The sequence below is a fragment of the Prosthecobacter sp. genome, assembly GCF_044236155.1.
Taxonomy (GTDB): domain Bacteria; phylum Verrucomicrobiota; class Verrucomicrobiia; order Verrucomicrobiales; family Verrucomicrobiaceae; genus Prosthecobacter.
In genome coordinates this window covers 1-13,299 of sequence record NZ_JBIIHA010000045.1, presented here as the reverse complement: position 1 = coordinate 13,299, position 13,299 = coordinate 1, and the positions used below count along the sequence as shown (strand labels likewise).

At 60.4% G+C, this 13,299-nt stretch carries 12 protein-coding genes; 4 read left to right on the top strand and 8 right to left on the bottom strand.

Going from position 1 to position 13,299, the window contains the following annotated elements; translation table 11 throughout:
• Nucleotides 1–36 precede the first annotated feature (36 nt).
• Nucleotides 37–120 (top strand): PEP-CTERM sorting domain-containing protein, encoded by an 84-nt coding sequence (locus ACILSE_RS22230; RefSeq protein ID WP_395719643.1) that lies wholly within the window; start codon nucleotides 37–39, stop codon nucleotides 118–120.
• A 121-nt stretch (nucleotides 121–241) separates the two neighbouring features.
• On the opposite strand, the gene ACILSE_RS22225 is transcribed toward ACILSE_RS22230, so the two are convergent.
• Nucleotides 242–679: a GAF domain-containing protein gene (locus ACILSE_RS22225; RefSeq protein ID WP_395719642.1), complete on the bottom strand. Its 438-nt coding sequence runs from the start codon at nucleotides 677–679 to the stop codon at nucleotides 242–244.
• Nucleotides 680–761: 82 nt separating this feature from the next.
• On the opposite strand from ACILSE_RS22225, the gene ACILSE_RS22220 reads away from it, so the two are divergent.
• Nucleotides 762–1,349, top strand: coding sequence for a hypothetical protein (locus ACILSE_RS22220; protein WP_395719641.1), 588 nt, complete (start codon nucleotides 762–764; stop codon nucleotides 1,347–1,349).
• Nucleotides 1,350–1,361: 12 nt separating this feature from the next.
• A complete protein-coding gene (locus ACILSE_RS22215) occupies nucleotides 1,362–4,097 on the top strand; it encodes a helicase-related protein (RefSeq protein ID WP_395719640.1) in 2,736 nt (911 codons plus the stop codon).
• A gap of 53 nt (nucleotides 4,098–4,150) precedes the next feature.
• Here ACILSE_RS22215 and ftsH read toward each other — a convergent pair whose 3' ends face one another.
• Together ftsH and ACILSE_RS22205 are read right to left on the bottom strand one after the other, a co-directional pair.
• Complete coding sequence (gene ftsH / locus ACILSE_RS22210; RefSeq protein WP_395719639.1) at nucleotides 4,151–6,292, bottom strand: ATP-dependent zinc metalloprotease FtsH; 2,142 nt, start codon at nucleotides 6,290–6,292, stop codon at nucleotides 4,151–4,153.
• A 95-nt stretch (nucleotides 6,293–6,387) separates the two neighbouring features.
• Nucleotides 6,388–7,245: a phosphoenolpyruvate hydrolase family protein gene (locus ACILSE_RS22205; protein ID WP_395719638.1), complete on the bottom strand. Its 858-nt coding sequence runs from the start codon at nucleotides 7,243–7,245 to the stop codon at nucleotides 6,388–6,390.
• A gap of 100 nt (nucleotides 7,246–7,345) precedes the next feature.
• On the opposite strand from ACILSE_RS22205, the gene ACILSE_RS22200 reads away from it, so the two are divergent.
• A complete protein-coding gene (locus tag ACILSE_RS22200) occupies nucleotides 7,346–8,233 on the top strand; it encodes a helix-turn-helix transcriptional regulator (protein WP_395719637.1) in 888 nt (295 codons plus the stop codon).
• A 1,257-nt stretch (nucleotides 8,234–9,490) separates the two neighbouring features.
• Here ACILSE_RS22200 and ACILSE_RS22195 read toward each other — a convergent pair.
• From ACILSE_RS22195 to ACILSE_RS22175, 5 genes are all read right to left on the bottom strand, one after another.
• A complete protein-coding gene (locus ACILSE_RS22195; protein WP_395719636.1) occupies nucleotides 9,491–11,359 on the bottom strand; it encodes a DUF262 domain-containing protein in 1,869 nt (622 codons plus the stop codon).
• A 36-nt stretch (nucleotides 11,360–11,395) separates the two neighbouring features.
• Nucleotides 11,396–11,635: a hypothetical protein gene (locus ACILSE_RS22190; protein ID WP_395719644.1), complete on the bottom strand. Its 240-nt coding sequence runs from the start codon at nucleotides 11,633–11,635 to the stop codon at nucleotides 11,396–11,398.
• Nucleotides 11,635–11,937: a hypothetical protein gene (locus ACILSE_RS22185; protein WP_395719635.1), complete on the bottom strand. Its 303-nt coding sequence runs from the start codon at nucleotides 11,935–11,937 to the stop codon at nucleotides 11,635–11,637. Before ACILSE_RS22185 ends, ACILSE_RS22190 begins: the two co-directional genes overlap by 1 nt.
• Nucleotides 11,938–12,137: 200 nt before the next feature.
• Nucleotides 12,138–12,437 (bottom strand): hypothetical protein, encoded by a 300-nt coding sequence (locus tag ACILSE_RS22180; protein ID WP_395719634.1) that lies wholly within the window; start codon nucleotides 12,435–12,437, stop codon nucleotides 12,138–12,140.
• On the bottom strand, nucleotides 12,434–13,299 hold an 866-nt coding region (locus tag ACILSE_RS22175), incomplete at its 5' end, for a phosphomethylpyrimidine synthase ThiC (RefSeq protein ID WP_395719633.1). The genes ACILSE_RS22180 and ACILSE_RS22175, both read right to left, overlap by 4 nt.

The following is a 13,299-nucleotide window of genomic DNA, read 5'->3' as shown; positions in this document are numbered from 1 at the left end:
ACCAGCGCCTTTACCACCCACGGCATCCTTGTTGTTGTGCCCGAGCCATCCCGCATGTTGCTCCTGATGTTCGGACTTCTCGGCCTGTTCCTCCGCCGCCGTCGCCGGAACAGCCTGTGATCAAAATCGCTCGTTCTAGGGCGCAGGATCAAACCCAATTAACCATAGAAGGGCTGGCGATATGCCAGCCCTTCTTGCGTTTTGCCGTTCTCTTCTTCCGGGCAAGAGACTCTTCAGCGATTCACCCCGGCAGCAGCTCGGGCGCGATTCCGCGTGCGATCTGGATCAGCCGCTCCTTCTCCTCCGCCGTGAAGTCATACGGCTCCAGTTTCCCGATGCCCAGCGTGCCGCAAAGGCGGGTGCCGTCCAGCACCGGCACGGCCAAAGTGCCTTGAACCTGGGTCTGTTTGGCGCCCGGCTTGGCCACGCCGGAGGTGTCAGTCTGCAGATTGCACATTTCCACCGGCTCCTGGCGTTCCGCTGCCACGCCCGCGATGCCTTTGCCTACCGGGATTGACTGGATGATCGGCATCAGCGCTTCCGGGATGCCTTGGTGCGCCACCAGCTTGAGATGTTTGTCGGAGGGATCCAGCCGGTGCAGCGTGCCCGTCGTGCAGTGGAAGTCTGCGATCGTGCGGGAGAGAAAATCAGCCCAGGGGAAGTCAGCGGAGGAACTCATGGCGTCAGCAGCGGGGAATGGGGATTTGTCGTTGTCGGGGGAGGGAGCGGGCTTTATTCTGGCGCACATCTTCCTACGACTCATGAAGTCCTGCTCTGCCTTTTTTGTCCTTCTTTGGCTGGCATCTGCCTCCGCGCAGCCTGCCGCCCCCGCCTCGTCCCCCATCGTCGCCAAAAGCACCTACCACCCGGACAACTCCCACTCCGAGACCATCCTCGACAAGTCCACCAACGAGCTCACCGAGGCCACGTACAGTGCCGCTGGCGCTCTCGTGAGCAAGAAGCACTACCTGCTCAATGAGCGCGGTCTGCCCACCCAGGGCCACATCTACGACGGCAGAGGCAACCTCGTCGCCCGCTCCCAGGTCTATTTCGACGAATACGGCCGCGCCAAGGAGATGCGCTCCTTCAATCTCCAGGGCCAGTGCTACCAGCAGATCATCTATGAATACGGCGCTGACGGGAAGCCGAAGCAGCCCAAGGTCGTCAATGTCGATCCCCGCGCGGCTCCCTCCATCAAACCCGGTGTCATCGACTTCACCCAAGGGACCCCCGCGCCCGGCCAGTTCGCGCCGCAGCAGGCGGTTCCCGCCCAACCTCAGGCCGCGCCTGAAGCGCCCAAGAAGAAAGGCTTCTTCAGCCGCCTCTTCGGTGGCAAGGAAAAGAAATAGCGTCGCGCCCGGATGGAATCTCCCGCACCCGGCCAGCGCTGGCTCAGTCAAAGCGAGCCCGAGCTCGGACTCGGTATCGTTCGCAAGCTCGAAGGCGCGTTCATCGAGCTTCACTTCCCGGCGGTCGGCGAGACACGTCGCTACGCCCGTCAGAGTGCCCCGCTGCACCGTGCCAGCTTCCGCGCTGGCGACACCATCACGCTGCGGGACGGCTCGAAGCACCCCATCGACGCGGTCGCTGCGCAAAACGGCGCGCTGACCTACCACTGCGGCGCGCAAATCATTCCTGAATCCGAACTCGCCGACACCCTCGCTCTCGGCGGACCGCAGGAGCGTCTTCTAGCCGCGAACGTGGACGATCTTCAGGCCTTTGCCCTTCGTGCCGAGGCCGTCGAATGGCGCTGCCGCATGCAGGCCTCGCCCGCGCGCGGATTCATCGGTGGCCGTGTCGATCCCATCCCTCATCAGATGTCCATCGCGGCCGATGTCACCGCACGCCTGCTGCCCCGCGTGTTGCTCGCTGATGAAGTCGGCCTTGGCAAAACCATCGAGGCCGGCCTCATCCTGCATCGTCTGCACCTCACTGGCCGCGCCTCACGCATTCTCGTGCTAGTCCCCGATGCGCTGCCGCACCAGTGGTTCATCGAGCTGCTGCGCCGTTTCAATCTCATGTTCAGCCTCTTTGATGAGGAGCGCTGTGCTGCCATCGAGGCGGGTGATCCCGACGGCAATCCCTTCCTCGACAGCCAGCATGTCCTCTGCCCGCTTTCCCTTCTCAGCGGCTCGTCAAAACGTGCGCAACAGGCCGCCGATGCCGGCTGGGACCTGCTCATCGTCGATGAGGCGCATCATCTCGAATGGACGCATGACACGCCTGGCATCGCCTACCAGGTCGTCGAATCCATCGCCACGCGTGTCCCCGGCGTTCTCCTGCTCACCGCCACTCCGCAGCAGCTCGGTGCCGAGGGCCACTTCGCCCGCCTGCGTCTTCTCGATCCCGACCGCTACAATGATCTGCATGCCTTCCTCACTGAATCCGACCGCTACGAGCAGGTCGCGCGCATGGTCGATCGCATCCTGCAGGGCGGTGAAATGACAACCCATGACCGTGAGCTCTTTGCCAGTCACTCGCCGCGCGTGCAAAAACACGCCGCCGAGCTTCAAGCCGGCGACGAATCCGCCCGCCCGCGCCTCGTGAACGACTTGCTTGACGAGTTTGGCACCGGCCGCGTCATGTTCCGGAACACCCGTGCCGTCATCCAGGGCTTCCCGCCGCGCCAATGTGAAACCTGTCTGCTTGGCATGGAGCCAGATTCGACCGTGGAGGACATGCTCATCCGCTGGCTGGCGGCCAAATTGCGCGAGCTTGGCGAAGCGAAGGTGCTGCTCATCTGCCGCACGCGCAAACTGGCCGGGGAAATCCACGAGCGCCTGCTGCGGGAGATCAACGTGCATGCCGTTCTCTTCCACGAGGGGCTCAACTTGATGCAGCGCGACCGCCACGCGGCGTCCTTTGCCGATCCTGAAGGCGCGCGGCTGCTCATCTGCTCCGAAATCGGCAGCGAAGGCCGCAATTTCCAGTTCGCGCAGCATCTCGCGCTTTTCGACCTGCCGCGTGATCCCGAGCTGCTCGAACAACGCATCGGCCGCCTCGACCGCATCGGCCAGAAAGGCGTCATACACATCCATGTGCCGTTTGTGGAGGGAACCGAGGGCGAAGTGCTCGCCCGTTGGTATCACGACGGCCTCGATGCCTTCGAGCACAGTCTCCAAGGAGCCACACAACTGCTCCACACCTTCTCCGCGGAGCTCGAATCGCTCTGCGCGCAGTTTGATCCCGCAAAACTCGATGACCTGGTTCGTCGCACGCGCGAACTGCGTCATGAAGTGCGCCAAAAACTCGAGCGCGGCCACAACCGCCTGCTCGAGCTCAATTCATGCAAGCCGCGGCTCGCCGCTCGCATCATCGAGCGCATCCGCGAGATCGACACAGACGGTGATTTCGAGCGCTTTTTCATCCGCCTGCTCGACCACCTCGGCATGCATGTGGAGGAGATGTCACAGCGCACCTGGTTCATCCGCCCGGACAATCTGATCACCGACGCCCTGCCTTCCCTGCCGCTGGAAGGGCTCACGATCACATTTGACCGCGAGCGCGCCCTTTCACGCGATCACGAATCGTTTCTCACCTGGGATCATCCGCTCGTCACCGGCGCTCTGGATGTTTTGCTCGGCTCGCACACTGGAAACGCCGGTTTTGCGTTCTGGAAGGCCTCCGGCGCGGAGGGATTGATCCTGCAGACCACCTTCGTGGCCGAATGCATCGCGCCACCGGCCCTGCATGCCTCGCGCTTCATGCCCGCGCTGCCCGTTCGCGTCGCCGTGGATCATCAGGGCCGCGACCTGAGCTCCGATGCGGCGTTTTCGCGTGCAAAACTCACTGCGGGCGATCCCGCGCGCACCGTGCAAAACGAAGCCGTGCGTCACAAACTGCTGCCGTCCATGCTCGGCAAGGCGCAACAACTGGCTGAATCACAACTCCAGGCTCTCAAGCAGCGCGGTCTGGCCACGATGCGCAAACATCTCGACGACGAAATCGCGCGTCTCGAAGATTTGCAGTCGCGTAATCCGCACATCCGTCCGGAAGAGATCGCCGCGCTGCGGCAGCAGCGTGACGCGCTGGCTTCGGCCATCGAAGCCACATCGCTCCGCCTCGATGCGGTGCGTCTCGTGCTGCGGTTGAAATGAAAAAGCCGGAGTCCTGCGACTCCGGCCATGATTCATTCGTGATGCGGCTTTGATCACGCCGGCACACCGGTCAAACCGGGAGCGAGGCCGCCTTCATCCTCGTCTTCCTGCTTGGCGGGACGCGGGTCGGCGGCCTTGGGCAGCAGCGGCGGGGGAGGGGGCTTGCTCTTGTTCTCCGGCGGATTGATGAGGCGGCCGTGCTCCATGATCTCCTTGATGTGGGTGCCGTCGAGCGTCTCGTATTCGAGCAGGGCGAGCGCGATAGCGTCGAGCTTGTCCTTGTGCTTGAGGAGGATTTCCTTCGCCTTGGCGTAGGCCTCGTCGATAAGACGCTTGACCTCCTGGTCGATCTTTTTCGCGGTGTCCTGGCTGTAGTTGTTGCGACCGCGGCCCATGAAGGCGGCGCTTTCGTTCTCACCGTACTCGATCATGCCGAGCTCGGTGCTCATGCCCCAGGAGCAGACCATGCTGCGGGCGATGCGGGAGGCCATGCGGATGTCGCCGCTGGCGCCGTTGGTCACGTCGCCGAACTGGATTTCCTCCGCCACACGACCGCCCATGGCGACGATCAGGTCGTCGAGCAGCTCGCTCTTGCGATCGTTGTGCTTGTCCTCCTCCGGCAGCCACATGGTGGAGCCGAGGGACGGGCCGCGCGGAATGATGGTGACCTTGTGCAGCGGGTCGGTGTGCTCCAGCACCTCGATGAGGATGGCGTGACCGGCCTCGTGATAGGCGGTGTTTTCCTTCTCCTTTTCGGTAAGGGCCATGCTGCGGCGCTCGCGGCCCCAGCGCACCTTGTCGCGGGCCTCCTCGAGCTCTGGCTGGGTGATGGACTTCATGTTTTTGCGGGCGGCGAGCAGCGCGGCCTCGTTGAGCAGGTTCGCCAGTTCCGCGCCTGAGAATCCGGGCGTGCCGCGGGCGATCTTGGAAAGGTCTGCGCTTTCGGAGAGCTTCACCTTTTTGGCGTGGACGCGCAGGATTTCCTCGCGGCCCTTCACGTCCGGCAGGTTCACGGTGACCTGGCGGTCAAAGCGGCCCGGACGCAGCAGCGCGGGATCGAGCACGTCGGCGCGGTTCGTGGCGGCGATGATGATGATGCCTTCCTGCGTGTCGAAGCCGTCCATCTCGACGAGGAGCGCGTTCAGTGTCTGCTCGCGCTCGTCGTGACCACCACCCATGCCGTGACCGCGATGACGGCCCACGGCGTCGATTTCGTCGATGAAGATGAGGCACGGCGCGTTCTTGCGGCCCTGCTCGAACATGTCGCGCACGCGGCTGGCGCCGACGCCGACGAACATCTCGACGAAATCCGAGCCGCTGATGCTGAAGAACGGCACGTCGGCCTCGCCCGCGATGGCCTTGGCCAGCAGCGTCTTGCCGGTGCCGGGAGGTCCGACCATGAGCACACCTTTCGGGATCTTGCCGCCCAGGCGCTGGAACTTCTTCGGGTCTTTGAGGAACTCGACGAGCTCCTGCACCTCCTCCTTGGCTTCTTCCACGCCGGCCACGTCCTTGAAGGTGACCTTGTTGCGGTCCTGGGAGAGCATCTTGGCCTTGCTCTTGCCGAAGCTCATCGCTCCGCGGCCCGCGCTGCGAAGCTGCTGGCGCACGAGGAAGTAGAAGAAGGCGAGGATGATCAGCAGCGGCAGCAGGAAGCCGATGAGGGACGACCACATGTCGTTGTCATAGACCGGGATGAGCACGAGGCCGTGCTTGTCGAGCATCTTGATCAGCTCGTCCTTCTGGAACTCAATGTTCACCGGCACGCTGAACTCCTTGGAGTCGTTCTTCGCGGCGTTGAAGCCCGGTTTTTTCGGCTCCGCCTCAGGTGCCGGCAGGGCAGTCTGTGGCTTGCTGAGGTCCGGTGTCACGGGTGCGGCCTCGCCGTCCTTGCCTGCCTGCGGGGCGGGCAGTTCGGGGAAGTAGGCTCCTTCGATGACCTGCTTGGTGGTGGTGTCCGAGGTGATGAGCACCAGCTTCTTGTCCTTGTCGATCAGGCCTTTCTCCACCGTCTCCTTGAACCAGGCGTAGTCGAAGACCTTGCGGTTGGAGACGAATCCCTTGTTCATCATCAGGCCGGAGATGAGCAGCGTGATGGCGAGCGCGAAAAGCATGAAGCCGCGCCAATTGAACTGCGGATCCTGATTGCGGCGGCCTGGGCCGTCGGAGCGGTTGTTGAAGGGGTCGTCGGACATGTGGGGGTTGGTTACAAGCTAGTAACGCAGCCCCGACCATACATGCCGGTAATTTTTTTGCAAAATGCGTTTCCGGGCCTGCGCGGCGCTCTTTTTCAGCGCCGCACGGCCTTGAATTCGCGTGTCAGGTTTGTCAGCGAATCCTCGACGCCCATGCGCTCCAGGCTGGAGGCACCGACGAAGCCGTCGGCGGTCGTTTTGCCGAGAATGAACTCCACGTCCTTCGGCGTGTTCACCGGGCCGCCGTGCGTGAGGGTGAAGACGTCCTTCTTCACGCTGCGGGCGGCATCAATGATCTCCTGCGTGCGCTTCACGGTGAAATCCCAGTCCACCACCGCATTCACCACGCCGATGCTGCCACCGACGGTGGTGCCCACGTGGGCGATGACGGCGTCCGCGCCGTTTTTCACCATCTCGACCGCTTCTTCAGGCGTGGCGACATAGACGATGCTGAAAAGGTCCATCTTCGTGGCCAGACCGACCATCTCGAACTCCTTCTGCACGCTCATGCCGGTTTCTTCGAGCACGCCGCGGAAGTGACCATCGACGATGCAGTGCGTGGGAAAGTTGTTCACGCCGGAGAAGCCCATGTTCTTCACCTGCTGCAGCCAGTGCCACATGCGGCGGCGCGGGTCCGTGGCATGCACGCCGCAGACCACCGGGATCTCCTTCACCACGGGCAGCACCTCATACTCGCCGATCTCCATGGCGATGGCATTCGCATCGCCGTAGGCCATCAGGCCGCAGGTGGAGCCGTGGCCCATCATGCGGAAGCGTCCGCTGTTGTAGATGATGATCAGGTCCGCGCCGCCCTTCTCGATGAATTTGGCGCTGATGCCCGTGCCCGCCCCGGCGGCGATGATGGGCTCGCCCTTCGCCAGCGTGGCCTTGAGGCGATCGACGACTTCCTGCTTCGTGTAGGGATTTCCGATTCCGGTCCAGGGATTGGGCATGGCGTGGTGATTTTTGATTTACGATTTTTGATTTATGATCTGGCCTGCGGGCCTCTGGGAAATCATCAATCGCAGGCCATAAATCATAAATCCATCCATCATGCACGCCAAAGCTGCCATCCAGGAGCTATCTGAAACGCACACGCACGGTCCGGGCACGGAGTTCCGTGTGGTGCGCGCCTCGGAGAGGGACACGCGTCCCTGGCTGCGCGGCGCGCCGGTCTGCGGCACGCTGGCGCAGCACCGCATCGCCCACGCGGGTGTCATGACGGCGCGCGCGCCCTACCGCATCGTGCGCATGCACCAGGGTGGCTTGTATTTCCTCGCCTGCCTGGAGGGAGAGGGACGCGTCCTTGTCGATGGCGCGTGGAAGAAATGCGGCGCGGGCCTGGCCGTGGCGCTGCCGCCCTTCATGGTGAACGCCTTCCATGCCGTTCCCGGCAAGTCCTGGCGCTGCTGCTGGGTGCGTTACGAGCAGCAGCCGGAGCAGAAGCCCATCCTCAGCAGCAGCTCGCCGCTGATGGCGCCGTTTGATGGAAAAGCGCTTTGGAACGCCATCGAAGGCCTCGTCGAGGAGGCCGGCCACGACGCCAAGCCCGCCGCCATGTTTCATTGGGTGGAACTCGTGCAGCATTACATCGAGCGTTTCGCCCAGCCCTGGCAGGTCGATGACCGCCTGCACCGCATCTGGGAAAAAGTCGCTGCGAACGTCGGCCACGACTGGACCCTCGACGAGCTCGCCCGGCAGGCGCACGTCAGCGCCGAGCACCTGCGCCGCCTGTGCCGGAAAACCCTCGGCCGCACGCCCATGCATCACGTCACCTGGCTGCGCATGCGGAAGGCCGCCGAGCTGCTCTCCACCACCAGCCTGAAGATCGAGACCATCTCCCATGAGATCGGCTACCAGAATCCCTTCGTCTTCAGCAACACCTTCAAAAAATGGATCGGCTGGCGTCCTAGCGAGCATCGCTCGAGGATGGGCGGGTAGGTGGGGCGTGGTGAATGACGAATGAGGAATGGCGAAACCAGAATGACGAAGGGGGGAGTGATCCAGGTTTCAGGTTGGCCGGGACCAAACTAGACTTGTTGCCGTGCAACAAGGGCTTCACTCCCAGTTTGCTCAACGGCGCCGCTCCGGCCCCATCCTTGCGCCCGTCTGATCCGCCTCATGGCCGGGCGGGCCGTGGGGAGGTCTTGCATTCCAGGGTTGTTCGGCTCACTTTTTCCAGCATGGACACGGCACGCGGTCTGCCGCGCCGTGGCTCATCTGCTCCCCGCCTGCGCTAGCGCGCCGGCATGACGCAAAAGGAGCTGGCCCTCCAGGCCGGTTTCATTCCCCGCACCGTGCGCGCCGAGGAGACGAACCGCAGCACGATGTTCATCACTGACGTTTACCGTCTCGCGGAGGCCCTGGGGATCAGCGCCCCCCCTGTTCTTGTTCTTCTTCGAGGCCGTGCATCGTTCCCCGCTGACGCTCCGGCTCCCCGCGTAAGCCCCGCAGGCACGTTGGCCGGAGGCATTGAGGGCCGGCAGGTGGCTTCAGAAAGGCGTCACGCCGCTTCAACCGCCCGGCGTCCGCTCACGCGGGCCCGAGGTTTGCGCCGAAGAGCGGCGGAGGATGATCCTGTCGGGCACGTCGTGGCAAGCTCAGAACGTTCGCTCAACGGCCAATGACGAACCTGACGGGTTTCGTGCTTCGCAGTTTTCAAGCGACGCTGCTTGTCACCTTTTGCAGCCTGAACGCGTCTCCGAGTTGGGAGGCGGGTAAGAGGGAACGGTGAACCCGGAACGCCGGATCAAGAAGGCCGGAAGACCGCTTCGACAGGAGAATGGGGACAATAGAATCGAGCCATTCTTCTGTCCCCATTCTGTTGTCGATTGGATCGAGGAAGCACTACTCTCTCACAGTGCTTCAGGGCTTGGGGGCCTTCTTCCAGGCGAAGACCGGGCTCGAACTCGGGGGGGAGCAGGGTCGCGAACGGGAGGCGGTTCCGCCGAGGCTCCCCAGCGGCTGGGCAGCGGGGCTCGACCTGGATCGCTTGAGGGGCGTCTTTCGGGAACCGGATTGAACCACCGCGAGTGGCTGGAACGACGCCGAGGTGAGTTTGTCAGGTTTTTGCACCCTGACCCCGTTTCCCGCGAGTGGCTGGAACGACGCGGAGGTGCGTTTGTCAGATTTTTTGCACCCTGACCCCGTTTCCAGGTTTTTGCACACAGACGCCGTTTCCCCGTATTTCTCGGCTACTTATCGAGATACCTTTTGAAGCTCCTCCAGCTTGGATGCGATTAGCGTTGCGCGCAGGTCCCAGAAACTGGCAGGGTCAGCTATGTCTGATTTTAATGTTTCGTAGCTTTCTTCATTGATGACGCCCATTTCAAAACGAGAGCGCGTGGAAGACCAAGCCAAATCAAAATCACGGATGGCAGTTGCGGGTGATTTTGTTTTCCAACGATTATTTGATGCAGCAGTTAACGGGACGAGATTTACAAGGCCATCCACTATGGATGGCTGTTCTCGCAGAGCACTGACATGAGCCGTGTTATCTCGGCACCATTGCTTCGGGTAAATATGATGAAGATCTACGTTGGCATTCCGTTCCTGTGTGAACCGATCCAGGGGCGCCCCTGTCAAGATGTCAACACGAGCTTGCGAGAGCAAAAACAGGATTATGGCTTGCCGGAGTGCGCCGCGAACGTCTCCGTCTTTCACAATTTCCTTAAGGTTGGATGATGGGCGTATCTGGAACTGCGCACCGAAATATGCATCGAGTTTGTTATTGGCTTCTGCATACCATTGATCTGTCCGGCGAAACTCAATCAACTCGCTCAGGCAGGCACTAATGAATTTCAGGTCAGTGGAAAATTTTGTCAGGAATCCTTGATCGTAGCGACCTGTGAGTGCATTTCGCCAGAAGAATGCCCGATAGAATGAGTTAAGCTCATCAATCGAGAAACGTTTATCTGGGTCAGTGAGATGTTTTTCAAGTTGCCAGCGAAGCGCAAAATAAAGAATGATGCTTGCCGGATACGGGAGTTCCTTCAAACGAAAATCTGCCCGCAGAACGTCGCCGAAGAAGCTAGTGGCAAATGAATTGATCAGCGCGATGTCCGCGAAGAAGTTTTGGTAGAAATCGGTTGGTGTGTCGATCAAGTCCCCACCTTTAATCGATCCGATTTTCACCTCGCGTGCAACCGTTGATCGGCGGCTCAAAGGTGATGGGCTCGCCAAATAACACCCAGTGATCAACTGGCACAAGAATTCCGGCCGAGAATCATCTAATACGAGTTGTATTTTGTCAGAAGAACTGGCGCACTCTGCAAATCTGTCCCTGAGGTTAAACGTTCCTCGAGTATCCCCGAACGCCATGTTATGAATTAGATCGAAAGTCGAGACTTTGGTGCCTGTAGTGTTGAGAACCTCGAAAATCTCACAGACCTCGGCTAAGCCGACGCTTGATGGCAATTCGGCTACGGGGATTTGGAAACTTGCGAAAGTAGATTGGTATTCTGCAAGGTTTGCGGATCGTCGTTCTAACACGTCTTCGCTCGGACGCTCGCCATTCGGATAAAAGTCGCGATCAAAGATACGTTGAGCGATTCGATTAAAATCTTCGTATTGATCGAGTGGAAGCAATCCCTTGGCGATGCAATTTGAGACCTGATCAAGTCCGTCTGCGAGAACCTGCGCCCGTTTGCGGTAAACGATCATATCATCATCGCTGCTTTCGGGGCTAACTGAGAAGTCTAAAAACCAACGACCGGAAAAAAGATAACGGTCATCGGGTGTTCGTAGGCCACCAAATGCCATTGCCAGAGTTGTCAGGCGTTGTTTGCCATCGAGGATAAGATGAATGACAGCCGGATTATCCTCGAATTGTGCAAATTTCGACTCCTTGACTCGCAATGGTTCCGGAGGGGTTTGAGGACTTCCCTGTGGTTGAAGCCAGGATGTGACCATTCCAATCGGGCGAGCTTTGAAGACGGATGTGAGCAGGCCGAAAACCTGCGGCTGAGACCAAACAAATTCTCGCTGGAATTTAGGCACCTGCCACTCTCCCGATTTCAATAGTCTTAGAACGTCGGGAATTGATTTGCGAGTGACATCAAGATTCATGGGGAGTCAGGTTGCGAGCTAGCGCTCAACTAATAATCATGCTGTCGTATACACTTCGGCGCCGCTTTCAACGAACTCCTTCGACTTCTCTTCCATCCCGCGCTGGAGGGCTTCTTCCTCGGAGATGGCCTGTTCCGCCGCATACTTCCGCACGTCTTCGGTGATGTTGAAGGCATTGCCTCCACTCTGCACTGCCGCCCTGCGGGCAAACGCTTCGCGTTTGTCTGCCTCGCCTCCGATCCCTCGGCTCGGCTCATGTCGCAGAAAGTGGCGCATCACTTCTTAGCGGGTTTCGGCGGCAGCTCGCGGATGAAGGCCCAGGAGACTTCGGCGGTTTGGCCGTTGTCATAGTGGATGATGAAATGGCTGTGGAGGTCATCATCGACCTCGACTTGGATTGGAGTGGCGTTGGCTGCAATCTTATTGGCCTTGCGAATGGTGGCATGCGGTTCGAGGAAGCTGAGTCCGTCCTCAAACTCGACATCAAACGCATCCTCCCAGCCGAGATAACGGGCATGTCTCACACGAGAGAAGGTGCCCTTCCCGAAAGGTTTTTTGAGCTGAACAGCGATTTTCATAAGCGTCCTTCGTTTTCGAGTTCGGTGATGAGTTTTAACAGCTTTTTGCTGGGTTGCCAGCCTTCATGTCCGACACGGCGGGTTAAATCGAAACGGCCAAGAAATCGACCTTTGGTGTCATAAACGTGAACATGCCTTGGATCGTGGTCGCCAATGAACCACTCCAAGACAAATCCATGCCGTCGGACCTTTCCCATGACTCATGCTTGATGATAGACTTCGGCTCCGCTTTCCACGAACTCCTTGCTCTTCTCCGCCATCCCATGCTGAAGCGCTTCTTCCTCGGAGATCGCTTGTTGACTCGCCGGCCGGCTCGCCCTTCGGGTCATCCTGCGGATGATCTGTCTCGCTCCGCTCGGCTCAGCGGCATACTTCCGCACGTCTTCGGTGATGTTGACGGCATTGCCTCCACTCGGCACTGCCGCCCTGCGGGCAAACGCTTCGCGTTTGTCTGTCTCGCCTCCGATCCCTCGGCTCGGCTCATGTCGCAGAAGCTTCATGCCTTCGTATACACTTCGGCACCCATTTCTGTAAACTCCCGGGATTTCTGTTCCATCCCGGCTTTGAGAGCCTCTTCTTCTGCGAGGCCTTGCTCTGCGGCATATTTTCTCACGTCCTCCGTGATCTTCATGGAACAGAAATGCGGTCCACACATGCTGCAGAAATGGGCTGACTTCGCCCCTTCCTGCGGAAGGGTCTCGTCATGAAACTCCCGCGCCGTCACGGGGTCGAGGCTGAGGTTGAACTGGTCTTCCCAGCGGAACTCGAAGCGGGCTTTGCTGAGGGCGTTGTCGCGGTATTGGGCACCGGGGTGGCCTTTGGCGAGGTCGGCGGCGTGGGCGGCGAGTTTGTAGGTGATGACGCCGGCTTTGACGTCTTCTTTGTTGGGGAGGCCGAGGTGTTCCTTGGGGGTGACGTAGCAGAGCATGGCGCAGCCATACCAGCCGATCATGGCGGCGCCGATGCCGCTGGTGATGTGGTCGTAGCCGGGGGCGATGTCGGTGGTGAGAGGCCCGAGGGTGTAGAAGGGGGCCTCGTGGCACCATTCGAGCTGCTTGGCCATGTTTTCCTCGATCATGTGCATGGGGACGTGGCCGGGGCCTTCGTTCATGACTTGGACGCCTTTGGCCCAGGCGCGTTTGGTGAGTTCGCCCTGGACTTCGAGTTCGCCGAACTGGGCTTTGTCATTGGCGTCGGCGATGGAGCCGGGGCGCAGACCATCGCCGATGGAGAAGGAGACGTCGTAAGCGGCCATGATGTCGCAGATGTCGTCCCAGTGGGTGTAGAGGAAGTTTTCCTTGTGATGGGCGAGGCACCACTTGGCCATGATGCTGCCGCCGCGGCTGACGATGCCGGTCATGC